Below are 21756 nucleotides of genomic sequence, written 5' to 3'. Positions count from 1 at the left end.
TTTTTTTACGGAAGTTAAATCTTAAAAAAGGATTGGATCTTGTTCGGCCTCTTTTCTTGCGATATCGGTATTGACCTCGGCACAGCGAATACGTTGGTCCATGTGGCAGGTCAGGGAATTGTCATTAATGAACCTACGGTTATTGCGGTGGACAGCAAAAATAACCGTGTCTCTGCCATCGGTTTCGAAGCGAAAAAGATGCTTGGCCGTACGCCTGGCGAAAGCCGTGCCGTGCGCCCGATGCGTGATGGCGTGATTGCCGATTTCGAACTGGTAGAAAACCTTTTGCAGACATTCATCAAGCGCGTGCAGAAGTACCCGCTGTGGATGGTGAAACCCCGCGTGGTGGTCGGTGTTCCTTCTGGAATTACCGAAGTGGAAAAGCGTGCCGTGATCGATGCTGCCAAGCAGGCCGGTGCCAAGGAAGTTCACCTGGTACATGAACCTATGGCTGCCGCTATCGGTATGGGCATTCCTGTGGAAGACCCTGTGGGTAACATGATTGTGGATATTGGCGGTGGTACTTCCGATATCGCCGTGATCGCTTTGAACGGCACCGTTTGCAACGCCTCTGTGCGTGTGGGCGGTGACGAAATGGACGAGGCCATTGTCCGCTACCTCCGTACCATGTACAATCTTTGCGTGGGTGATAGCACTGCAGAACAGATCAAGATCCAGATTGGCTCTGCAAGCCCGCTTGAAGAAGAACTGACCATGGAAGTGAAGGGTCATGACTTCTTGGCAGGCATGCCGCGTACCACGACCATTAACAGCGCCGAAATCCGTGAAGCCTTGAATGAACCTGTGACGGCCATTATCGAAGCCGTGAAGCAGGCCTTGAGCATTACTCCGCCGGAACTCTCTGCCGATATTTACGACAAGGGTATCATCATGACGGGTGGTGGTTCTCAGCTGCGCGGCTTTGATGAACGTATCCGTAAGGAAACGGGTCTTTCGGTGAACGTGATTGATGAAGCTCTGACTTGCGTCTGTAAGGGTGCGGCTCGCATTCTCGAAGACCTGGATAAATATCGCCCGGTTTTGATTGCATCTTCGAACTAATTTGACAGGGCTCGATGCTTAGGGCGATTCGCTTTATTGTCGACTTGTTTACACAAAGGCACGGTATCGTTGCCTTTGTCTTTTTCTTGGCTCTCGGCCTTTTGATGAGGCAGGCGCCGAACACGATTCGCGAGAGTATTGTCTCGTCGGCAGTGTCGACGCTGTATTTCCCGGCGCAGCGCATTGTGTCTGCGGTGGGACATTACAAGGCTGTAGCACTTGAAAACGAACAACTGAAAGAAGAAAACGCACGCTTGAGGCAAGAAACCTACCATGCCCGCGAAGGCTTGCAGGAACTCGCCCGACTGCATACGCTAGTCCGATTTGACGACAAATGGGATTTCCCGATCGTGACGGCCCGCGTGATTGGACACAACCCCGGAAGATTCCTTACGACGATGGTGATTAACCGCGGTACGGAGCATGGCGTGAAAGAAGACATGCCCGTGTTTTCGATGAACGGTTTGGTCGGAAAAATTTCGAAAGCGAGTATGAGCCATTCGCGCGTGCAGTTGCTCGTGGATCCGAACCTTAAGTTGTCTGTAATGGATCGTCGCACTCGCGTGGTGGGCTTTTTGGAATCGATGGACGGTGTTCGCTTGACGGCACTTGTTCCGACCCATGCGGGCGTGCATGCGGGCGATACGCTTGTGACTTCTGGCTTGGGAGGCATTTTCCCGAAGGGCATTCCTGTGGGCACTGTAAAAGAAGTCCGCAAGTCCGATCTCGATGTAATGCGCCAGATGGAAGTGGAACCTTTCCAGGATTTTTCGATTCTTGAAGAAGTGTTCGTGATGGAAAAGGAACCGGATTGGATAATCAGGGAGCTGCTTGATGAATAACTTAGGGTGGCTCAAATCGCTTATTTTGTTTGTAATCGTGTTTGCCTTGCAAATGACGGTTGCCGAATGGCTTAGCTTCTTTGATGTGGCGCCTGATTTTGTGATTATCTTTATTGTGGCGATGGCCATTAGAAGGGGCCCTACGGCCGGATGTTTTTGGGGCTTTGTCGCAGGCTTTACGCAAGACGTGTATGCTCCGGTGGAATGGCTCGGTGCAAATACGATTGCCATGACGGTGGTCGGTTATGCGGTGGGGCAGCTTGAAGAACGATTCCTTTCGCTCAATTTGCCTGCTAAAGTCGGCGTGCTTGGCTTGGGCTTTTTTGTGAGCGACATGATTTACTTTGCGATCACGGGACTTTCTAAAGACGTTGTCACGAATTTGTTCCTCACGAAATCGCTGCCTGAATGCATTTATACAATGCTGATTGGCGGTATATTCTTCTACCTGGATTTAGGCAGTAAAAAGAAGAAGCATGCTTAAGGGAATGTCCGAAAACGAGACCCTGCAAAACAGGAACTGGAATGTATTGATTTACATGACAGGTGTCGTGGTCTTGTTTTTCGTTCTCATTTTGCGCTTGTTTTCGCTGCAGTTCACCCATTACGACGAAAACCTGCAACGTTCCGAAAACAACCGCTTGCGTAAAGTGGTCTTGGTTGCCGAACGCGGATACATTTATGACCGAAACGGCGAAGTGCTGGTGCGTAATCGCCCTTCTTACCAGATTGCCTTGACGGCGATAAACATGCCCCGCAAAAAAGCGGAACGAGATTCGTTGTTTCACAAGTTGCTGGGCATTAAGGATGTTGCGGGAGAGCGACTCTTTGATTCCCTTTCTCTGGATACGGCATTCCAGCGTTCTCGCTGGATCAAGAATAGGCCGATTCGCCTGCTGGAAGATGCAACTGCCGAACAGGTTGCCATTATCGAAGAACGTTCCGAAGAATTGCCTGGTGTCATGACGGTGATTGAATCGCGTCGCGAATACCCTTACGGCACGCTGGCCTCGCATGCACTGGGTTACACCAGCGAAATTTCGGAAGAACAGCTCAAGCTGCCGGAATACGAAGGCTATACGCAGGGCGACCGAATTGGGCAAAAGGGACTTGAACAATTTTACGACAAGGAGTTCCGCGGTGTTAATGGCATGAAGCTTGTGGAAGTGAATGCCTCTGGCCGCGAAGTGGGCTCGCTTGACGGTGTCGAGGGGACGGAGCCTGTGCCGGGACTTCGCTTGGTGTCGACGATTGATTTGCGCTTGCAGAAGGTTGCCGAAGAGGCGATTCCCGATTCTGCGAAAGGTGCGCTTGTGGCGATTGATCCGCGCAATGGTGAAATTTTGGCGATGGTTTCTTCGCCGAGGCTGGACCCGAACATTTTCTCGCTGAAAAAGCGCGAGCGTAACAAGGGCTGGGCGCATGTGGCGCTTGATTCCATGAGACCGCTCACGAACCGCGCGATTTCGGGTACGTATCCGCCGGCATCTGTTTTTAAACTGGTGACGGCGGGCGCGGGCCTTGAAAGCGGAATTTTGACGGAGAATAAATATTATTCCAAGCCCTGTACAGGTGGCTACCAGTACGGGGCGCGCTACCAGAAATGTTGGGGCACGCATGGCAGCTTGAATGTGGTGAATGCGATTCGCCTGAGTTGCGACGTGTTCTTTTACCAGGCCGGTCTCGATATCGATATGGCCCGCATTAATGAATTTGGCCGGCGCTTTGGCTTGGGCGAAAAACCGCTTGGAGTCGACATCCCCGGCGAAAAGGGTGGCTGGCTCCCGGATTCGGCGTCGTTTAACCAGAAGAACAAACGCTTGGGTTGGCGCTGGGCTCGCGGCTTGATCTTGAACCTTTCGATTGGCCAAGGACAGATCGTGACTCCTTTGCAGCAGGCAACCTTGATAGGTTCCTTGGCGACGGGTAAGGGCGTTTACAGACCGCACTTCATGAAGGAACTCCGCGACATCGACGGAAACGTGGTTCGCCGCTATGAGCCCGAAATCGTGCGCCCGGGTAACATGAAACCGTATACGCACCGTATTTTGCTTGCTGCCATGGATTCCGTGGTGAACCATCCGGGCGGAACGGGTAAACGCGGCGCTATCCCTGGAATTCGTGTGGGCGCCAAAACCGGTTCCGGTGAATGGAAGAAGGGCGAAAAGACACATGCCTGGTATGCGGCCGTAGCTCCGCTTTATGATCCGGAAATTGCCGTGGCTGTGATTATGGAAGCTGCTGGTGGCGGCGGTGCTGTTTCGGGCCCGATTGCCAAGAAAGTGATGGAAGCCTATTTTGAAAATAAGGAAAAGGAGGCGGGAAAAAATGAAACCCAATCGACTCCTTAGCCGTTCGCTTCGATTTGACTGGATGTTCATCGCGCTTACGATTGCCTTGATGAGCGTGGGTGTTGCCCTTGTGTATTCGGCGACGATTGCTGAAGATGCATCTGTGGTGGAATTGTTCTGGTTCAAGCAGATTATATACTTTATCTTTGGCGCTGTGTTTGCTGCTGCCCTTATCTTTGTGCGCATAGACTGGTTGAAGCGTGCGGCGTTCCCGCTCTATGTGGTTGCCCTTATTTTGCTTGTGGTGGTGCTGTTCTTTGCTGGCGATGTGGTGAAGGGTGCTGGACGATGGATTGACCTGGGCGTTTTCAAGTTGCAGCCTTCGGAATTCGCAAAGATTGCCTACTTGCTGACCATTTCTTATTGGCTCTCGAAACATCCGGTTAGCTTGTATAAACTGAAGTCGTTTGTGGTGCCGTTCTTCTTGTTTATTGTGCCTTTTGCCTTGGTGCTTAAACAGCCTGACTTGAGTACGGCTCTCGTGTTTATTGCTGTTACGATGGTGAGTTTCTTTTTTGCAGGGCTTACGCTTACAGACATGTTCTTGATTGTAAGCCCGGTGCTTTCGGTATTTTTCTCCCATTCGCAGGCGCTTGTATTTGAAATCCTTTGGGGCCTTTTGATTTGCGTGGTGGTGTTTGCGCTGTTCCGCAGAAAACTTCCGAAGGTGCTGTCGGCCTTGATTCTGATGGCGAATATTTTTGCGGGGTATGCAAGTTCTATGGCCTGGAATATGCTCGAGCCGCACCAGCAAAAGCGCGTGAATACTTTCTTGGACCCGATGAGTGACCCCTTGGGAGACGGTTACCAGGTGCTACAGTCCTTGACTGCAATTGGTTCGGGTGGCCTTACCGGAAAGGGCTTCGGAAACGGCTCGCAGACAAACCTCGCCTTTTTGCCCGAAGAACATACGGACTTTATCTTTAGCGTGCTTGGCGAACAGTTCGGCTTTTTGGGCTGTGCCTTTGTGCTGATTCTTTATGCGTTGTTCCTTTGGCGCGCCACATCGATTTGCAGACTGTCTTCGGACCCGTTCGTGACGCTTATGGTCATGGGGGCTTCGACGGTTTTCTTGTTCCACATTATGGTGAACATTGCGATGACGGTCGGATTGATGCCGGTAACGGGTCTGCCTTTGCCGTTCCTGTCTTATGGCGGTTCGTTTGCTTTGACTTGTATGGTGTTAGTCGGATTCTTGCTTTGCTTGCATTTCCAGGCTCGCCGCCGCTAATAAAAAACTTTGTTGTAAGGGATAAATTTTCCCATTTTTCCGAAATCTGGCGTATAGATAAAGAGGGGCTCCCGCAAGAGCCTCCGAGGAGTTTATATGCGCTGGATAGAAAATGTGGAACGTTTTGTTTTTGGGGCCGAATGTCTGGGCTGCAGGGCGCCTTCGGGTGCCTTGGACCCATGGCTTTGCCCGGAATGCGTCAAGGAACTGGAACGCGAATCGACGGTAGAGCTTTCTCCCGGGCCGGATACCTATAGCCTGTACCCCATGCGGCCATTGACGCGGCGGTTGGTGCATGCGCTCAAGTATAGGGGGATTTCTGGGATGGCGACATACTTGGTCAAGCATTCGGCATCGGTACGGTGCGGGCTTGTGCGCGAAGAGTTGTCCATGTTTCCAAAGCCGCTTTACTTTGTTCCTGTGCCGCTCCATAGGGCCAGGTATAGGGAACGCGGCTACAACCAGGCCGAAAAGATTGCGGCGGCACTTTCGCTTGCCTTGGACGGTAAAGTTTGCCGTTGGCTAAAACGGCGTACTTTCGTTGTTTCGCAGACCAAACTTTCTAAGGAAGAACGAGAGCGCAATGTGGCGTTTGCGTTTGAGTGCGTGTTGAAAAATCCTCCGACTTCGGGAACGGTCATTGTCGTGGATGATGTCTTTACGACTGGGGCAACTACCTCGGCGTGTCTTGCCGCCTTCGGGCGGGATTTTGCGCTACCGATTAAGGTCTGCACGCTACTTTACGACGAGCCTGCCTCGGCTGTTGCCGATTTTGTCGCCGACAACCAGATGGAATGGGAAGTAGAGTAAATGATGGCAAATAAAAAAAGCTCCCTAGAGGGAGCTTTCTAGCGGAGGAAGAGGGACTCGAACCCCCAAGCCTTACGGCGGCGGTTTTCAAGACCGCTGACTTACCAATTAGCCTATTCCTCCAGGGTTTCCCAAGGATAGAAAAATTCGCCTAATTCTGTCAAGCATAGTTGTGAATAATACAAAGTTTATTTAAATTTTACATAGTATGACGGAACTGGATGAAAAACAGGTTGTAGAGTCCCAAAGGATACTAGAGCTGTTGTTCGCTTACATGCCGAAGATTGCGGCTGAGCGAAAGATGGATGGCTTGCTTATCCTGATGGCTGATTTGGGTCGCGCCATTGTGGCTGCGGACCGCTGCTCCCTGTGGCTTGTCGATAACGATCGTGGTGAATTGTGGACCAAGGTTGCGCACGGTGTAAGTGAACTTCGCATCCCGTATAACGCAGGCTTTGTGGGCTATTCAGTCAGGACTGCCGAACCGCTCCTGATCAAGGATGCCTACCAAGACCCTAGGTTCGACCGTCGCTCCGACGAAAAGACCCATTATCGAACAACGTCTGTAATGACGGTTCCGCTCATGAATTCGGCGGGCAACGTGATGGGTGTGTTCCAGGCGATTAACAAGCAGGGAACCGACGAACAGGGCGAACCCGCCGTATTCTCGACACAGGACTTGGAACGCCTGAGCCTTACGGCAGTTTATTCCGCAAAGACGGTTGAATCCGCCATGTTGAACATGGAACTGGAAGCGACCCAGCGCGAAATCATCCATATTCTGGGTGAGGTTTCGGAATACCGCAGCCAGGAGACGGGCGACCACATTCAGCGCGTAGCCGAGATTTCTTGCATGCTGGCGAAGTTCCTGGGCCTCCCGGAAAACGAGGTCGAACGCATTCGCTTGGCGGCCCCGATGCATGACCTGGGCAAGGTCGGCATTCCCGATGCCATTTTGAATAAGCCCGGCCGCTTTAACGATGACGAATACACGATCATGAAGACCCATTCCGAAATCGGTTACAACATGCTTCACAACTCCAAGCGCAAACTGCTTCGCTTTGCTGCCGAAATTGCCCGTTCGCACCATGAACGCTGGGACGGTCGCGGCTACCCGAAGGGTATTGCCGGCGAAGATATCCCCTTGGCTGGCCGCATTTGTTCCGTTGCCGATGTCCTGGACGCGCTTTCTAGCCCGCGTTGCTACAAGCAACCGTGGCCCGAAGAAAAGGTCAAGGAAGAATTCATCAAGCAGCGCGGTGCGCAGTTCCAGCCGGAGCTCGTGGACGTCTTGATGGAACATTGGGACGAAATTTACAGCCTTTACCGCCACGACCCCAATTAAAATTTTCTAAACACTTCGCGTTTTCTTTGACGCGTTTGAAAACAAAAATTAAAAAAGACCTCGAAATCGAGGTCTTTTTTTCGTGGCACCGGTCAGAGTTGAACTGACGACACGCGGATTTTCAGTCCGCTGCTCTACCAACTGAGCTACAGCGCCGACTTGGTAGGCCAAATATAGAACACTCTGTGATACTTGTCAAGGGTAAATAGAATATTACTGACATTTTTCCCTTTTTTTTGAATAATCTTCTAAATTTAGTATCTGGGTGCTAAAGAATATGGCCTTGGAAAGTGGGATTTCCTGGGAAACGTTTTTAATAGGATAGCAGTGTGTACATATTCAACAAAGTAAAATGTCTTGCTTTGATGGGCGGACTAAGTTTGGTTTTTTCGGGCTTGGTAGCCTGTACGGAAGAATCTGCATCGCATAATCATGCCGATGACCCTGTTCCAGTAAGGGTCGATACCTTGGTCAAGGTTGATTCGATTACCGGCGATACGATTACTCAAATTGTTGAAACCCCGGGGCAGAGGGATACTGTCCGTACAATCGACCCGGTCACGGGCGATACGCAGTATGTAGATAGAATCATTTATGTCCCGGCCGATACGACGGTTCGTTGGGTAGGTAACTCTTCTCTGGTGATTACCGAAATTTCTCCGGTGAACCTGGACTGGCTCGATGAAAACGGAGACGACCCGGGTTGGATTGAAATCTACAATGCCGGCGATTCCGCTGCTAACCTTAAGGGCTATTCGCTTGTTGAAAATTTGGAAAAGCCGCGCAAGTGGGTCTTTGGTGATGAACTGATTGCTCCGCGCTCTTTCCGTACCGTATTCTGTGACAAGAACGATGTGAATGCGGTGGCACCCTCTGCAGACACGACCATTTATAAGACACGTACCCATACCAGCTGGAAATTGAATAAGGATGGCGGTACGGTTTACCTGATCGACCAGTATTATTCTATCCGTGACTCGGTCAAGTATCCGGCACTTAGTGCGGGTATGAGCTGGGGCATTATTGATGGCGGTGCCTGGAAGTTCTTTGAAAAGCCGACTCCTGAACAGCCGAACAATGTATCTGATGGTTACGAAGGTGTCACGCCTACAGTCAGCTTCGGTGAACATGGCGGTGGATTCTACAATGGCTCTGTGACATTGAACAAGCCGAACGTTCCGGAAGGTGTGTCCGTGCGTTGCACCAAGGACGGCTCTGTTCCGACCAAGAATTCTGAAGAGTTCAAGTCGGACATGAAGATTGAATCGACTACGGTTCTTCGCTGTGCCGCGTTCAAGGATGGTCTCCTTACTAAGGACGTGACGACCAATACCTACTTTATCGACGAAACGGCTAATATGCCTGTGGTGGCCGTAAGTGTAGATCCGAGCTTCTTTACCAAGTATTACAAGAAGACGAATGGTGGCGAACCCGATATGGATTGCGACCAGATGTACGCTCCTAACGAATGCTATCCGGATGACCCGGGTGAACTTCCGGTTCACGTGGAATACTACGAAAAAGGCAGAAGCAGCAAGGGTAAAGCCTGGGAAGCCGATGGCGGTATTTCCTTGATGGGTGGCTGGAGCCGCATGGAACGCAAGAAGTCCGTGGCCATCGTGATGCGCGAAGAATTCGGTGGAACCTGGCTGAAGTATCCTTTGTTCGAAACCCGCAAGGGCGTGAACGACAAGTACAAGGGCTTTAACCTGCGTAACAATGGTAACCGTTTTGTGAGCGACTACTTTGCCGATGCCGTGGGTGGCGCTATCCTTGAAGGAAGTGGCGTGGATTACCAGCGTAGCCGTCAGGTGGTTGTGTTCTACAATGGTAAGTATTATGGTATTCACGACATGCGTGAACGTTTCAACAAGAACTTTGTAGAAACGAATTACGGAATCGATGCTTCGTCGGTCACGTTCCTCAAGCATTTGGGTATAAAAGTTGAAGCAAGTAACGGTACCGCTGACGAATATCTCGCCATGTTGGAATATGCCGCTTCTCACGACTTTAGCACCGACGATGAAGCGTATACCTACATGACTAAACTCATGGATATGGGTAATTTTGCCAACTATATGCTTGCTGAAATGTATGTTCATAACGGCGACTGGCCGAACAACAACGTGCGTGTCTGGAAGTCTCCGGAATCTCCGCTTTGGAAGTTCATGATTTATGACCTTGACCACGGCTTTGACTGGGATTGGGGCGTGTCTGGCTTTAGCGAAAGCACGAATATGTTCAAGTGGGTCAAGCAGGGTGGCCGCGGTGATACTGGTGCTAAATGCCATACCAGCAGCACTAAAGAAATCACCGGCGAAAAGGTTCATTGCTTCCATGTGCTTTACACGAAGTTGATTGAAAACCCCACGTTCAAGCGTTTGTTCCTGAACCATGCCGCTGTGATGCTTCAGTCTTACTTGAATGCAGAAAATGTCAAGGCAAAAGCAAAGTTCCTTGCTGGCATGCTTAATTCCGAAGATGTTGCTAGGGATATGGATGTGGATGCCTATAAGGAAAGAAGAGGCCAGTACAACCATAGCTTTGATCCGTATGGCGAAAGACTCGGCCCCTGGGCAGAAGAACGCGATGGCAAGTTCCTGTCTGAAATTCAGGAAGAATTTGGAGTCGGAAGCATGACTTCGGTCTCGATTACCGCAAATGGTAAGGGCTCCATTGTTATGGATGGCATGACTTTGCCGAGCGCAAATTATAAGGCCAAGTTCTTTGCCGGAAATGGAATGGTGCTGACGGCTATCCCCGAAGCAGGTGCTATATTCGGCGGATGGACGGGTTGCGAACCTGTAGCTGGCGTGCCGGAAATGTGTGTCGCGACAGTTGCAGAAGGCTTGTCTATTACGGCAACCTTCAAATAATAGTGCTTTGTAAGTTTTTGGAAAGGAGCCTGTGGCTTGAAGCCTAGGCTCCTTTTTCTATATTTGGCGCTATGATAAGCCCTGTGCGCAGAATGTTCGACGAGATTGCCAGTCGCTATGATTTTTTGAATCATACGCTCAGTTGCTTTCAGGACATTTTGTGGCGCCGCAGTTGCTGTCGCGAACTGAAAAAGGTAAAGCCCGGCAAACGTCTCTTGGATTTGTGCGGAGGCACGGGCGATTTTGCGGTCACTTACGAAAAATTCAATGGCAAGCCCGATGTCGCTGTTTTAGGCGATTTTTCTTATGGAATGTTGAAGGGCGCTGCAGGAAAGACGATGACGGCTATCCCCGTGCAGCTCGATGCCATGAAAATGCCTTTTGGCGACGCCTCGTTCGATGTGGTTCTGAACGGATTTGGAATGCGTAACTTGCCCGATGCCGAAGGCGGCTTGAAGGAATCTGCCCGCGTGCTCTCGAATGGGGGGTACTTGCAGGTGCTGGAATTCTTTTCGCCGAGGAATGCGTTCAACAAGTTTTTCTACAAGAGACTTGCACCGCTCTTTATTCCGGTGCTGGGGGCCTTTTTTAGCAAGCGGGAAGCTTACGAATATTTGGTGAATTCGGTGCTCCGTTTTTTGCCGGTTGCAGACTTTGTCAGGTTGGCGGAGTCGAACGGCTTTGAACTGGTGCATGTGAAGCCGTGCTTTTTCGGGGTGGCCTACCGCGTATTACTAAGGAGACGAACATGAGGTTCATTTTGGGGGTGACCGGCGCGAGTGGCGCCATTTACGCGACAAGAACCGCGATGCATTTAAAACGCCTGGGGCACCATGTGACCGCCTTGGTGACGCCGCCGGGCAGGGGCGTGGTAGCCTACGAAGGCCAGGATGAATTGTTCGATTACGTGGACGAAGCCCCCGACGTGAAAAACTTCTTTGCCGAATGTGCGAGTGGTTCTGCCGACTATGCAGGCATGGTTGTGGTGCCCTGCTCCATGGGAACAATTGGCCGCATTGCTGGCGGAACGTCGGACAACTTGCTGATTCGTGCAGCCGATGTATGCCTCAAAGAACGCCGCCCTTTGATTGTGGTGCCGCGCGAGACTCCTTACAACTTGATCCACTTGGATAACATGACTCGCTTGACCCGCCAAGGCGGGATTGTGATTCCGGCGTCGCCGCATTTTTATGATCACCCGAAGACAATTGAAGAATTGGTAGATACCGTTGTCGCAAAGATCTTGATGCATCTGGGTGCGATGAGGGATGCTGCCGATATTGTGAAACCTTGGAAGGGAATTTCGATACCTAAGGTGGTAAAACAGAAGACGCCTTCTGTGAAGCACTTGGCCAAGGTGAGAGCGAAAAAGAAATAGGTATGCTGAAAAAGGTTCTTGAATTCGGGCACATGGTGCGCTTCAGTCATTCGCTTTTCGCGATGCCTTTTGCGATTGGCTCCATGTGGGTCGCGGCGGGCGGTTTCCGCGGCATGGCTGCCGCGGAGGCGGTCAAGATGATTGCGCTTATTGTGGGCTGTATGGTGACCGCCCGTAACAGCGCCATGAGCTTTAACCGCATTGCCGACGCCGATATCGATGCCAAGAACCCGCGTACCGCAAAGCGTCACCTGCCTGCAGGGCGCCTGAGCAAGGCGTCGGTAATCGCCTTCCTGGCCGTAAACGGAGTGCTTTTCGTGCTGTTTGCGGCGCTGTTACAACCGCTCGCCGGCTTGCTTGCATTGCCTGTGTGGCTCCTGTTGCTTTCTTATTCCTACTGGAAACGCTTTAGCTGGCTTTGCCATTGGTTCTTGGGCTTTGCGATAGGCATGAGCCCGCTTGGCGCCTGGATTGCCATTCGCGGCGAATTCGCTATATTCCCGATTTTCTTGCTCGTGATTCTAATGCTCTGGATGGGCGGCTTCGATATTATTTACGCGACCCAAGACGAAGAAATTGACCGCCAGATGGGACTGCATTCGGTGCCTGCCCGTTTTGGCCGTAAACGCGCCTTGCAGATTGCTTTCTGGAGCCATGTGGCTATGCTTGCCTTGTGCGTGGTTTTTGGCGTGTTCTGGGGCATGGGAATCCCTTGGTGGGTGGTAACGGGCCTAATGACTGCCGCAATCCTCTACATCCATTTATTCCGCAAATCCGATGACCTCGATGCCATGAATCGCGATTTCTTTTTGGCAAACGTCGCCATTAGCGTACTTGTGATGGCAGGACTCATCGTGTGGATCTGCATGGGAGGCGATGTCAATGCCCTTTACTAATGGTCCGTTCAAGAAGCCCTTTACCATCGAAGATAAAATCAAAATGTTCGACCGCATGGGCGCTACCGCTGCCGTCATTGCGCTGATCATTATTATGCTCATTGAGTCGGGGCATGTGGGCGAGTACAAGAATCTTGCCGACATGGGTCTTACCGCGATGATTGTGGTGCTTGCCGTTTCGCTTGTGGGCAGCTTGTTCTACAAGACGAAAAGAAAATAAAGATAAAAGAATAGCTGACTATATTTCCAAGTCAGCGGAATAGACGGTTTCTGTTGTACCGTCGTCGCATTTGAATAACAGGCTTCCATCATCTTGCATGTCGAGGATGGTGCCTGTTTTTTTGATAGCGCCTGCGCCGCTGTTGCGGTTTTGGTCGGTGCAGTGGTTGTTGACTACGATGGTGCCGCGTGCGCCGATGAACTGGTCCATGCGTTTCCAGGCGGCAACCCACGGGCGAATGCCGAAAGCGCGGAACTGCCCGAGGGCGCGTTCAAGGTTTGCGATAAGCATTTGCAAGAGTTTTTCGCGATTGATTGTTTGACCGCAAATTTCCTTGAGCGTGGTGACGGCGCGGCCCAGGTGCGCGTAATCGAGAGGGCTACTGTTGACGTTGATGCCCACTCCCATGCTAATCGCTGGTTTCGGCGCCCCTGATGCAGACGGTGCGTATACAATCTCCGCCAAAATTCCGCAGAACTTGCTTTTGCCGCAAAGAATGTCGTTGGGCCACTTGACTGTGATTTTTCCGACGCGTTGGTTTCCGAGTCCTTGCGCGTTGGCGTCGTCTTGCAGGCTCTTGAAAACTTCGGCAAAGGTGAGGGCCGCGACCTGCGTGACTTGCGGAGCCGATGCAAGTGGAATTCCGTCAAGCGGAATCAGAATATTGAAGTAAAGATTTTGCCCGGCGGGGGAGACCCAGGTGCGTTCGTGACGTCCGTGTCCTGCTGTTTGCGTGTCGGCCACAAACAATGTTCCCGGTTCAATTTCGCCTGCTGCAGCGCGGGCCTTCATTAAACTGTGAGTGCTTTCAATGCTGTCAAAAAGAAATGCGGGTGCGCTTCCGAATCCGCCGAGTTTCCAGTCGTTAAAGGTTCTTTCTTTGGAGAACATTTATTGGTCTTTTTGCGCGTCTTCGATCATCTTCAAAGCTTCTTCGGGGAAGATTGCAAAGTATTGCTTCTTCTTGTCTTCGAAGAGCTGCAGCAAACGTTCCTGTTCGAACTGTTCGCGGTCGATGTTCTGCATAAAGAATTCGTCGCGGGCGAAGTCGCGGGTGGTCATCTGCTTCTTGATGTCTTCGGAGAGGTCGACGTCGTCCCACAGAATGTAGTACGACCCGACGATACCGTCGGCAAAGATGTCCACGTTCAAGGTGACGGAATTGCTCTTGGTCGAATCTACCAGCTGCACCTTGGTGTCGCGCTTTTCGGGGCGGAACACTTCAACATCGTTCACGGGTTTGTCCAAATCCTGCGACCAGCAGAAAGCTGCTGCGCACAACAAGAACATCACCTTATGCTTGAACGAAAAAATCATAGCTACAATATACAATGAAAACGCCCCAAATAAAAGGGGCGAGCAAAAAAGCGTGATAAAAAGTGGCTTAAAACTTGAATTTGTGGCATTTGGGATCAAACCACGCCGTATTGTTTCCATTTACCGCCGCGCCAACGGATGTAGTTGACAATGGAGCGGTAGAATTCGTCGGAGGCCATGCCGAGCCAGATGCCCACGAGGCCGAGGTTGAGGCCGAAGGCGAGCAGGAGGGCGGTGCCCAGGCCGCAGGTCCACATCATGGCCGAGCCTACGATGGCGGGGAACTTGGAATCACCTGAGGCGCGGAGGGCCGAGGTGATGACCATGTTCGCGGCCTTGAAGGGCTGCAGAATCACGTCGCACCACAGGCAGAGCTTACCCAGGCGAATGACTTCGGGGTCGCTGGTGTAGAACGAAAGCAACTGGGTGCCAAAGATGGCCACGATGATGGCCACGATGAGCCCGCTGGCGCTTCCGGCAATCAGGCTCTGGTGGAGTCGGCGGTTCGCCTTGTCAAAATCGTGGGCGCCTACGAGGTGGGCCACGAGAATCTGGTTTCCGCTGCTCAGGCCCACGCTCAAGATAACGGCGAGCATGGCGAAGTTCGCACTAAAGATGCGGGCGGTCATGGCGATAATGCCCAAGTGCACCACAATCGCTGTCAGCACGACTTGGAAAATCTGGAAGCTAACAGGCTCAACCGCGGCGGGGAATCCGATGCGGATCCAGTCGGGCAGAATCACACGGGAACGCTTGAAGTCGGTACGGCGAATCTTGTGGTGGACCTTGATTCGCAAAATCAGGAACAGGATGCTTGCGGCAATCAGCCACGAAAGCATGGTGGCAAGCGCCACGCCCTTCACGCCCATCTGGGGGAACCCGAGGTATCCGTTCAAAAAGATCACGTTCATGATGGCGTTCGAAATAATCGTGATGATGTTTCCGAACAGGTTCCATACGGTAAGACCGTGGGTCGCAATTAAGGACGTGAGGGTGGATTGCAGGGCGCGGAACGCAAAACCGATAGAGACGATATGCAAGAAGTCGCGGGCGTGGTGGGCGGCATCGCCGGTAAGCCCCATCCAGCTTACAATCTGGTTGTTTAGGGGAATTATAACCAGCGTGATTGCAATGCCTAACAAGAGGCTGCCCAACAACACCATAGTCTGGGTGGTGCCTGCTTGCCTGGGGCGTTCTGCCCCAATGAATTGCGAGGCGATGCTCGCCCCTGCCTGGGCGAATGCGTTGATAGCCATAAAGAGCGCGCCCAGCACGGGCATTAATGCCCCCACGCCCGCCGCTGCCGATTCCGACGTACGCGACAGGAACCAGCTGTCCATCATGGGCTGGCACGTGGCGATGCCGAAGGTAATGAACAGCGGCCACGAAAGGCTTAATAGGGAACGGTCCTTGACTTGCACCTGCATACGGCGCCAATGTTAGAAAAGCCCCAACCTAAAGGCTAGGGTTTTGAAATTTTTTCTGTATACAACTGTATCGGATGAATCACTTTTTAGGGTGACTTTGCCGGATTTTACTCCCCACGGTTCTTGGCGGCAACGTCCTTATACTTGTTGTGGTCGGCCAAGTTGGAGCTAAAGAAATGCGTCATGGAACCGTCGTCTTTTGCAACAAAGTAAAGGGCGTCGGTCGTGGCCGGGAACAGCGCTGCTTCAATTGCCTTGCGGCCCGGGTTCGAAATCGGACCCGGCATGAGTCCCTTGAATTTGCGGGTGTTGTAGGGGCTGTTGCTGTTCAGCTGGCTCTTGTAAATCGGGCCGGTCAGGTTCCTGAAAATGAACCGCACCGTGGGGTCTGCCCCGAGCGGCATGCCAATGCGCAGGCGGTTGTGGAACACACCTGCAATCAGCGGGCGTTCTTCGGGAATGCCGGTTTCTTCTTCGACCACGCTTGCAAGCGTGAGCACCTTGTGCCAGCTGCCGAGGGTCTTCCACATGGAGCCCGGGCGCTTTTCCATTTCGTCGCGGACCTTGAGGTTCGCGGCCACCATGTGCTTCAGGATGGTCTCTTCGTCGGCGTCAATCGGGAAGGGGTAGGTGTCGGGGAGCAGGTAGCCTTCCAGGGAGTTGGCCTCGACTCCGAGCGAGCGGGCGAACTTCGGGTCTTGGACGAGCTTGTTCCAGCGGTTCTCGTCAAAGTCGGGGTAGGCCTTCTTTATATAGGCCGGGATTTCCCACGAGGCGCGACCCTCGGGAATGGTCACGCGGCGTACGGCGACCTTGCCGCTTTCGATAATGGCGAGTACCTGTGGCAGTGTGAGGCCTGCGGGAATTTCGAACCAGCCGGCCTTGAGGCTCGGGTTCAACCTTTTCATGGTCAACCGGAAGGCGAGGTCGTCGCTCCAAATTCCATTCTGTTTTAGGATTTGGAAAACTTTAGAGGGAGAGCTCCCTTTGGGGACCTCGATGAGGGCTGTTTGGGCGTTTTCAGCCGTTGCCCCCATCCTGGACTTGAGGTTTACGGTCAAAAAAGTGCCCAAAAGTGCCAAAATGATGGCCAAAATAAGTAAAATCTTCTTCATATCGCAAAAATTTAAAAGAAAATCTGACGAAAGTCAAAAATAAAAGGTATATTCGTACTTGCATTGTCAAGTTTTTAACCTGTTTCTGAGGAAAGATATGAAAAAGGTGCTCTTAATTGCTCTTGCTCTCATGGTTGGCGTTTCTTTCGCTGCTGGCAAGAAGGTGAAATCCAAGATCGGTGACGTGGACCTGACCAAGGAAAAAGATGGCGGTTCCGTTGTTTGCACGGCTGGTTTCAATGATGAACTTACGATCCTTAAGGATGGCGAAACTGAAGTGCTCGTGAAGGGTCCTTGCGGACAGGGTTGGGTACAGAAGTCTAAGATTGAATACGTTGCACAGGCTGCAGGCGACAAGTCCATGAAACTCGATCAGGTGGACGTGGTCGGCTGGCTCGATAACCCGAGCGCCGTGTTCGTGTTGGAAAACGACGACCTCGACCTCGATGGAGTGAACATCGACCGTGACTTCAAGGAATACTTGCAGCACACGATGGACCGCGAACAGATGGAAATGCACAACAACGAAAACTAATTCGTTTCGCGACATCTCGCTTTCTAGTTGCCTGGCCTAAAAGCCGGGCTTCTTTTTTTTGTGGAACTTGTTGTGCCGCATTTGCGGTGATTAGTCTACATGCGTAAACATTATCAATTTGTTATGTGCTAGAAATCACGTGTAAAATAAGGCCTAATAATCTAAATTTGGTTGCGAAAATTGGTGTATCAGAGGATATATGGCAATCAGATTTAGTGCAAAAATGCTTGGCTTGAGCGTGCTCGCTGCAGGGTTTATTTCTCTTTCGTCCGCTGCCGTGACACCTACCCGCGTGGGTCCGGTAAGCCAGTACGGTCAGCTGCAGGCCGGCAAGAACTCTCAGAACTATGGCCGCATTTACGGTAGCTGTAAGGGCGTGACCGCCGGTAACGAAGTTGCTGTGCAGGGCATGAGCCTTTTCTGGAGCATGGCTAGTGGTGACGAAGGTCCGGCTTATTGGAACGGAAAAACGATTTCGGGATTTGTAGAAAAACAGAACATCCAATTGATCCGTGGCCCTGTCGGTGTTGATGGCGATTGGCAAAATGGAAACGGAAACTATTTTACGAATACGAATTTCCATAGGAATTTAATGGACTCGGTGGTAACGGCCGCCATTAAAAACGATATCTATGTGATTGTCGATTTCCATAGTCATTGTGCAGAACAGATTACGAGTAACGCGCAGTCGTTCTTTAGCTATATGGCTGAAAAATGGGGCGGCTATGACAACGTGATTTTTGAAATCTACAACGAGCCCAAGAACAATTGTTCTGACAGCTGGTTTGACCTGAGCGGAGCGCAAAACTACTGGAAAGAAAAAATTGTCCCTTATGCAAAAACGATTATCAAAACAATTCGTACTTATTCCGACAACCTGATTGTGGTGGGAACTCCATACTATGATCAGTATACCAATGCAGCTCTTGTTGAACCGCTCAATGATGCTAACGTGGCATATTCGTTCCACTACTATGCGGGTGATGATCCGTATCGTCACAAGACTGATGATCAGGGTGCTAGGGCAGAAAAGGCGATGCAAGGCGGACTTTCGGTCTTCGTGACCGAATGGGGTAATTCTGCACCGAGTGGCAATGGTGGCTTTAACAAAGATTATAGCAGTACTTGGTATCAGTGGATGACCAAGAACCAGTTGTCAGGTGCAAACTGGTCTGTATCGAACAAGAATGAAACGGCTTCCTATTTTAGTGGTGGTGCCTGGAATTATTCGGAAAGTGGTAATTGGGTGAATGAAAATGTGTTTGCTCCGATTCGCAACAAGGTGTACACGGCCTGCGCTGTAACGCCTGCGTCGTCTAGCTCCAGCGTAGTCTCTTCTTCTAGCGTTGCATCCTCCAGCTCTGTCCAGTCTTCTAGCTCGGTTGTTTCTTCTTCGAGCGTCGTCTCTTCTAGTTCCATTCAGTCCTCTAGTTCTGCAAAGTCCTCTTCGAGTGTGGCGTCTAGCAGCTCTGTAGTTTCTTCGAGCTCTATTGCCTCGTCTTCAAGCATTGCATCTTCCAGCTCTGTGGAATCTAGTAGCAGCGAAGTGATTTTGGAAAGTTCTTCCAGCGTCGCATTCTCCAGTTCTATTCAGTCCTCTAGCTCTGAGGTTGCGTCTTCTAGTTCTGAAGAGCCTGCAGTAAGCAGCAGCTCTGAAGAATCCAGCAGCAGCGAAGTGGTTGTGGAAAGTTCTTCCAGCGTAGAATCTTCTAGCTCTGAACCGGAATCGTCGAACAGCAGTGTCGAATCTAGCTCTAGCGCTGAATCCAGCTCCAGTTCCGAAGAACCGGTGGAGTCTAGCTCTAGCGCATCGCCTGTCATAAGCAGCAGCTCCGAAGAATCCAGCAGCAGCGAAGCGGTTGTAGAAAGTTCTTCTAGTGTAGAATCCTCTAGCTCTGAGGTGCTCGTTTCTTCAAGTTCCGAAGAGGTGCCGAGCAGCTCGTCTGCAGTCCTCGCCGTCGTTGTGGTGGGCGAACTGGTTCAGAGCATTGCCCAGGGCGGTAATTTCGAAACGGTCACGTTCGATGATGTTGTCTCTTATGCCCGCAAGAGTTGGAATCTCCACTTCTTGAAGATGGAACAGTCGGGTAACCAGGTGACGATTTCGGGTTCTGTGCCGAGTTACATTCAGCCTGGTTCTTACAGCGAAACTATTGAACTCAATGGCGAAAAGTACGAAATCAAGCTCACGGTTGAAAACACCACCATCGCAGCTGCGCCGGTGTCGAATTCGATCTTGCTCTCTATCGAAGGCCGCATGCTCCATGTGGGCGGTGCTGCTTGGGCCGATGTCAATGTATTCGATATGCAGGGTCGCCCGGTTGTAGGCTTTAAGCAGGTGAGCGCCTCCGTTGCTCTCGACATGCTCCGCCAGGGCAACTACATCGTGCGCGTGCGTTCGGGTTCCAACAGCCTGACTCGCCAGATTTCGATCAAGTAATTAGACTCCAGTAGTGTTGAACCCCCGCTTTTTTGGCGGGGGTTTTGTTTTGTATGCATAAATTTGTATATCTGCATAGTTTTGTTATGAGGTTTTTCTATATTTGCGCCCATGAAATTTTCAAATGGTGTAAAAGACGGACTTCCGATTGGACTGGGCTACTTTGCGGTGTCGTTTTCGTTCGGAATTGCCGGCTCCAAGTTGCTTTCTTGGCCGCTGGTCACCTTTATTTCGATGACGAATCTTACCTCGGCGGGGCAGTTTGCGGGGCTGCAGATTATGTCCGATGCCGCGGGGACTTTTATTGAGATGGCAATTGCCACGTTCTTTATCAATTTGCGTTATAGCCTGATGGCGATTTCTTTGTCGCAAAAGGTGGCGCCGAGTTTCGGCACGTTCAAGCGCCTGATGCTGGCAACCGGAATCACCGACGAAATTTATGCGCTTGCTGTAAGCCAGAGTGAACCTGTGACGGCACGTTATTTTGCTGGCCTTATGGTGCTTCCGTATATCGGCTGGTCTTCGGGTACTTTGTGCGGTGCCATTTGTGGCGAAATCTTGCCTGCGGTCGTGACGAATGCTTTGGGTGTTGCTCTGTACGGAATGTTTGTGGCGATTGTGGTGCCGCAAATGAAGGCTCACCGCCCGACTTTGGTTGCCGTGTTGATTGCAATTGCTTGCAGCCTTGCATTCAAATACGTTCCTGCTCTGAGCGGTGTGACGGTCGGTTTTGCGATTATCATTTGTGCGCTTGTGGCCTCGCTCGTGGGAGCGGCAATCTTCCCGGTTAAAGACGAGGAGGAATCATGCACTTAAGAGATTACTTCTTGTTCCTGCTCGTGATGGCTGGCGTAACCTACTTGTTGCGTGCAGTGCCGTTCGTGCTTTTGAAGGGTAAAATCAAGAGCCGTTTCTGGCGTTCCTTCTTGGCGTATGTGCCGTATACGGTGCTTGCCGCCATGACTGTGCCTGCGATTCTTTATTCGACCGATAGCAAACTTTCGGGCGCATGCGCCCTGGTGGCGGCAGTCGTCGCTTCGCTCCTTGGCCTTGGGCTGGTGGGCGTTGCCGTGGTCGCTTGCGTGACTGTGCTCGGCGTCGACGGCATTATGCTGTTGGTGTAATTTCTACATTTGCACTATGCAGCCCGAATTGTGGAAAAAGATTCAGGACATCTGCGATAAGTTGTCCAAAGTCACCTACGAGAACCTGACGAAGATTATTCGTCTGGAATCCACGGGCAGTTCCACAGCGGCACAAAAACTGGATGACAGTTTTCAGAACGATGTTGACGCCTGGATGGGTGGCGGCACCTGCTTTAGCATGACTTGGCATTTGTACCAAGTGTTTAGGGATATGGGGCTAAATCCGCGTCTGGTTATGGGCCACAAGCGCAAAGAAAAGAATATCCACTGCGCCTTGATTTTGCCCGATACCGATTTTCTTTCGTCGACAGAATATCTCTTCGATCCGGGCTACCTGATTTTTGATCCGCTCCCGATTCCCTTGCCGCCTCCGCAAGGCAAGGGCACAGCCTTTTTCCCGCTGGTCCCGAATACGGTAAGGCTGGACCGCCCGACAGTGGACAGCATGGCCTTATGGACGGGCGGTGCGGGAGCGCCAATGAAGCTCCGCTTCGAATATCCTGTCGAGGGAGTCTCTGTCGAAGAATTCAAGCAGCACTGGAATGAAAGCTTTTACCGCGAAATGATGACTTACCCGGTGCTCAACCGCCTGGACCGCGAACGTGGGGTTCAGTACTATTACCAGAAGGGCAATCTCGTGACCCGCGATGCCAATGGTTCTCGTATCGAAAAAATCGACGAATCTGCACGCGTTGAGACCTTGAGCCGCATTTTTGAGCTAAAACCCGAGCTCATAGAGCGTGCAATGCGCATTTTACATAAATAA

21 protein-coding genes and 2 tRNA genes are annotated in these 21756 nt (G+C 51.5%); 17 read left to right on the top strand and 6 right to left on the bottom strand.

The window, feature by feature from the left end:
- The first annotated feature begins 39 nt into the window (after positions 1 to 39).
- From QZN53_RS00635 to QZN53_RS00610, 6 genes are all read left to right on the top strand, one after another.
- Positions 40 to 1062 (top strand): rod shape-determining protein, encoded by a 1023-nt coding sequence (locus QZN53_RS00635; RefSeq protein WP_073319386.1) that lies wholly within the window; start codon positions 40 to 42, stop codon positions 1060 to 1062.
- Between the two features lie 14 nt (positions 1063 to 1076).
- Entirely contained in the window at positions 1077 to 1904 is an 828-nt protein-coding gene (mreC, locus tag QZN53_RS00630; protein ID WP_163436720.1) for a rod shape-determining protein MreC, read from the top strand.
- Positions 1897 to 2388, top strand: a complete 492-nt coding sequence (mreD, locus tag QZN53_RS00625) for a rod shape-determining protein MreD (RefSeq protein ID WP_163436718.1) — start codon at positions 1897 to 1899, stop codon at positions 2386 to 2388. The genes mreC and mreD overlap by 8 nt, the downstream gene beginning before the upstream one ends.
- A complete protein-coding gene (mrdA, locus tag QZN53_RS00620) occupies positions 2381 to 4255 on the top strand; it encodes a penicillin-binding protein 2 (protein ID WP_163436716.1) in 1875 nt (624 codons plus the stop codon). Before mreD ends, mrdA begins: the two co-directional genes overlap by 8 nt.
- Complete coding sequence (rodA, locus tag QZN53_RS00615) at positions 4233 to 5486, top strand: rod shape-determining protein RodA (RefSeq protein WP_163436714.1); 1254 nt, start codon at positions 4233 to 4235, stop codon at positions 5484 to 5486. The genes mrdA and rodA overlap by 23 nt, the downstream gene beginning before the upstream one ends.
- 96 nt (positions 5487 to 5582) lie before the next feature.
- On the top strand, positions 5583 to 6296 hold the full coding sequence (locus tag QZN53_RS00610; RefSeq protein ID WP_163436713.1) for a ComF family protein: 714 nt from the start codon (positions 5583 to 5585) through the stop codon (positions 6294 to 6296).
- Between the two features lie 42 nt (positions 6297 to 6338).
- Here QZN53_RS00610 and QZN53_RS00605 read toward each other — a convergent pair.
- Positions 6339 to 6419: transfer RNA gene (locus tag QZN53_RS00605), tRNA-Ser, on the bottom strand.
- Positions 6420 to 6504: 85 nt separating this feature from the next.
- Between QZN53_RS00605 and QZN53_RS00600 the strand changes: the two genes are divergently transcribed.
- Positions 6505 to 7641 (top strand): HD domain-containing phosphohydrolase, encoded by a 1137-nt coding sequence (locus QZN53_RS00600; RefSeq protein WP_163436711.1) that lies wholly within the window; start codon positions 6505 to 6507, stop codon positions 7639 to 7641.
- 83 nt (positions 7642 to 7724) lie between these two features.
- On the opposite strand, the gene QZN53_RS00595 is transcribed toward QZN53_RS00600, so the two are convergent.
- A tRNA-Phe gene (locus QZN53_RS00595) sits at positions 7725 to 7797 on the bottom strand.
- A 209-nt stretch (positions 7798 to 8006) separates the two neighbouring features.
- Between QZN53_RS00595 and QZN53_RS00590 the strand changes: the two genes are divergently transcribed.
- The 5 genes from QZN53_RS00590 to QZN53_RS00570 all read left to right on the top strand — a co-directional run bounded on the left by QZN53_RS00590 (position 8007) and on the right by QZN53_RS00570 (position 13011).
- Positions 8007 to 10517, top strand: a complete 2511-nt coding sequence (locus QZN53_RS00590; protein ID WP_205428104.1) for a CotH kinase family protein — start codon at positions 8007 to 8009, stop codon at positions 10515 to 10517.
- 71 nt (positions 10518 to 10588) lie between these two features.
- Positions 10589 to 11269: a ubiquinone/menaquinone biosynthesis methyltransferase gene (locus QZN53_RS00585; RefSeq protein ID WP_163436707.1), complete on the top strand. Its 681-nt coding sequence runs from the start codon at positions 10589 to 10591 to the stop codon at positions 11267 to 11269.
- Positions 11266 to 11895 (top strand): UbiX family flavin prenyltransferase, encoded by a 630-nt coding sequence (locus QZN53_RS00580; protein WP_163436705.1) that lies wholly within the window; start codon positions 11266 to 11268, stop codon positions 11893 to 11895. Before QZN53_RS00585 ends, QZN53_RS00580 begins: the two co-directional genes overlap by 4 nt.
- A gap of 2 nt (positions 11896 to 11897) precedes the next feature.
- On the top strand, positions 11898 to 12791 hold the full coding sequence (locus QZN53_RS00575) for a 4-hydroxybenzoate octaprenyltransferase (RefSeq protein WP_294650832.1): 894 nt from the start codon (positions 11898 to 11900) through the stop codon (positions 12789 to 12791).
- The gene (locus tag QZN53_RS00570; protein WP_088627999.1) at positions 12778 to 13011 is read left to right on the top strand and encodes a hypothetical protein; all 234 of its coding nucleotides are present in this window, start codon (positions 12778 to 12780) and stop codon (positions 13009 to 13011) included. The genes QZN53_RS00575 and QZN53_RS00570 overlap by 14 nt, the downstream gene beginning before the upstream one ends.
- A gap of 18 nt (positions 13012 to 13029) precedes the next feature.
- On the opposite strand, the gene QZN53_RS00565 is transcribed toward QZN53_RS00570, so the two are convergent.
- The 4 genes from QZN53_RS00565 to mltG form a co-directional block, all read right to left on the bottom strand.
- Positions 13030 to 13902, bottom strand: a complete 873-nt coding sequence (locus QZN53_RS00565) for a biotin--[acetyl-CoA-carboxylase] ligase (protein WP_163436704.1) — start codon at positions 13900 to 13902, stop codon at positions 13030 to 13032.
- Positions 13903 to 14328, bottom strand: coding sequence for a hypothetical protein (locus QZN53_RS00560; protein WP_088627997.1), 426 nt, complete (start codon positions 14326 to 14328; stop codon positions 13903 to 13905).
- Between the two features lie 95 nt (positions 14329 to 14423).
- Complete coding sequence (locus QZN53_RS00555; protein ID WP_163436702.1) at positions 14424 to 15755, bottom strand: MATE family efflux transporter; 1332 nt, start codon at positions 15753 to 15755, stop codon at positions 14424 to 14426.
- Between the two features lie 107 nt (positions 15756 to 15862).
- Positions 15863 to 16870 (bottom strand): endolytic transglycosylase MltG, encoded by a 1008-nt coding sequence (gene mltG, locus QZN53_RS00550; protein WP_163436700.1) that lies wholly within the window; start codon positions 16868 to 16870, stop codon positions 15863 to 15865.
- Between the two features lie 97 nt (positions 16871 to 16967).
- Between mltG and QZN53_RS00545 the strand changes: the two genes are divergently transcribed.
- The 5 genes from QZN53_RS00545 (at position 16968) to QZN53_RS00525 (ending at position 21756) form a co-directional block, all read left to right on the top strand.
- Positions 16968 to 17405, top strand: a complete 438-nt coding sequence (locus QZN53_RS00545; protein WP_163436698.1) for a hypothetical protein — start codon at positions 16968 to 16970, stop codon at positions 17403 to 17405.
- Between the two features lie 199 nt (positions 17406 to 17604).
- Positions 17605 to 19845 carry a cellulase family glycosylhydrolase gene (locus QZN53_RS00540; protein WP_163436696.1) on the top strand — a complete coding sequence of 747 codons (2241 nt, stop codon included), beginning with the start codon at positions 17605 to 17607 and terminating at the stop codon, positions 19843 to 19845.
- Between the two features lie 111 nt (positions 19846 to 19956).
- Positions 19957 to 20661: an AzlC family ABC transporter permease gene (locus tag QZN53_RS00535; RefSeq protein ID WP_163436695.1), complete on the top strand. Its 705-nt coding sequence runs from the start codon at positions 19957 to 19959 to the stop codon at positions 20659 to 20661.
- The gene (locus QZN53_RS00530; RefSeq protein ID WP_088627991.1) at positions 20652 to 20969 is read left to right on the top strand and encodes an AzlD domain-containing protein; all 318 of its coding nucleotides are present in this window, start codon (positions 20652 to 20654) and stop codon (positions 20967 to 20969) included. Before QZN53_RS00535 ends, QZN53_RS00530 begins: the two co-directional genes overlap by 10 nt.
- Positions 20970 to 20985: 16 nt before the next feature.
- A complete protein-coding gene (locus QZN53_RS00525) occupies positions 20986 to 21756 on the top strand; it encodes a hypothetical protein (RefSeq protein ID WP_163436693.1) in 771 nt (256 codons plus the stop codon).

Origin of the sequence: uncultured Fibrobacter sp. (assembly GCF_900316465.1) — a bacterium.
Lineage (GTDB): Bacteria > Fibrobacterota > Fibrobacteria > Fibrobacterales > Fibrobacteraceae > Fibrobacter.
Note: the sequence above shows the minus strand (reverse complement) of the source record. Positions and strands in the feature narration are given on the sequence as shown.

Bases quoted from the DNA above. Each gene is read 5' to 3' on its own strand.
- QZN53_RS00610 (WP_163436713.1), top strand. From the start codon at position 5,583: ATGCGCTGGATAGAAAATGTGGAACGTTTTGTTTTTGGGGCCGAATGT.
- QZN53_RS00570 (WP_088627999.1), top strand. From the start codon at position 12,778: ATGCCCTTTACTAATGGTCCGTTCAAGAAGCCCTTTACCATCGAAGAT.
- mreC (WP_163436720.1), top strand. From the start codon at position 1,077: ATGCTTAGGGCGATTCGCTTTATTGTCGACTTGTTTACACAAAGGCAC.
- QZN53_RS00560 (WP_088627997.1), bottom strand. From the start codon at position 14,328: ATGATTTTTTCGTTCAAGCATAAGGTGATGTTCTTGTTGTGCGCAGCA.
- QZN53_RS00555 (WP_163436702.1), bottom strand. From the start codon at position 15,755: ATGCAGGTGCAAGTCAAGGACCGTTCCCTATTAAGCCTTTCGTGGCCG.
- rodA (WP_163436714.1), top strand. From the start codon at position 4,233: ATGAAACCCAATCGACTCCTTAGCCGTTCGCTTCGATTTGACTGGATG.
- QZN53_RS00590 (WP_205428104.1), top strand. From the start codon at position 8,007: ATGGGCGGACTAAGTTTGGTTTTTTCGGGCTTGGTAGCCTGTACGGAA.
- QZN53_RS00580 (WP_163436705.1), top strand. From the start codon at position 11,266: ATGAGGTTCATTTTGGGGGTGACCGGCGCGAGTGGCGCCATTTACGCG.
- QZN53_RS00575 (WP_294650832.1), top strand. From the start codon at position 11,898: ATGCTGAAAAAGGTTCTTGAATTCGGGCACATGGTGCGCTTCAGTCAT.
- QZN53_RS00525 (WP_163436693.1), top strand. From the start codon at position 20,986: ATGCAGCCCGAATTGTGGAAAAAGATTCAGGACATCTGCGATAAGTTG.
- QZN53_RS00530 (WP_088627991.1), top strand. From the start codon at position 20,652: ATGCACTTAAGAGATTACTTCTTGTTCCTGCTCGTGATGGCTGGCGTA.
- mltG (WP_163436700.1), bottom strand. From the start codon at position 16,870: ATGAAGAAGATTTTACTTATTTTGGCCATCATTTTGGCACTTTTGGGC.
- QZN53_RS00600 (WP_163436711.1), top strand. From the start codon at position 6,505: ATGACGGAACTGGATGAAAAACAGGTTGTAGAGTCCCAAAGGATACTA.
- QZN53_RS00535 (WP_163436695.1), top strand. From the start codon at position 19,957: ATGAAATTTTCAAATGGTGTAAAAGACGGACTTCCGATTGGACTGGGC.
- QZN53_RS00565 (WP_163436704.1), bottom strand. From the start codon at position 13,902: ATGTTCTCCAAAGAAAGAACCTTTAACGACTGGAAACTCGGCGGATTC.
- QZN53_RS00540 (WP_163436696.1), top strand. From the start codon at position 17,605: ATGGCAATCAGATTTAGTGCAAAAATGCTTGGCTTGAGCGTGCTCGCT.
- mrdA (WP_163436716.1), top strand. From the start codon at position 2,381: ATGCTTAAGGGAATGTCCGAAAACGAGACCCTGCAAAACAGGAACTGG.
- mreD (WP_163436718.1), top strand. From the start codon at position 1,897: ATGAATAACTTAGGGTGGCTCAAATCGCTTATTTTGTTTGTAATCGTG.
- QZN53_RS00585 (WP_163436707.1), top strand. From the start codon at position 10,589: ATGATAAGCCCTGTGCGCAGAATGTTCGACGAGATTGCCAGTCGCTAT.
- QZN53_RS00545 (WP_163436698.1), top strand. From the start codon at position 16,968: ATGAAAAAGGTGCTCTTAATTGCTCTTGCTCTCATGGTTGGCGTTTCT.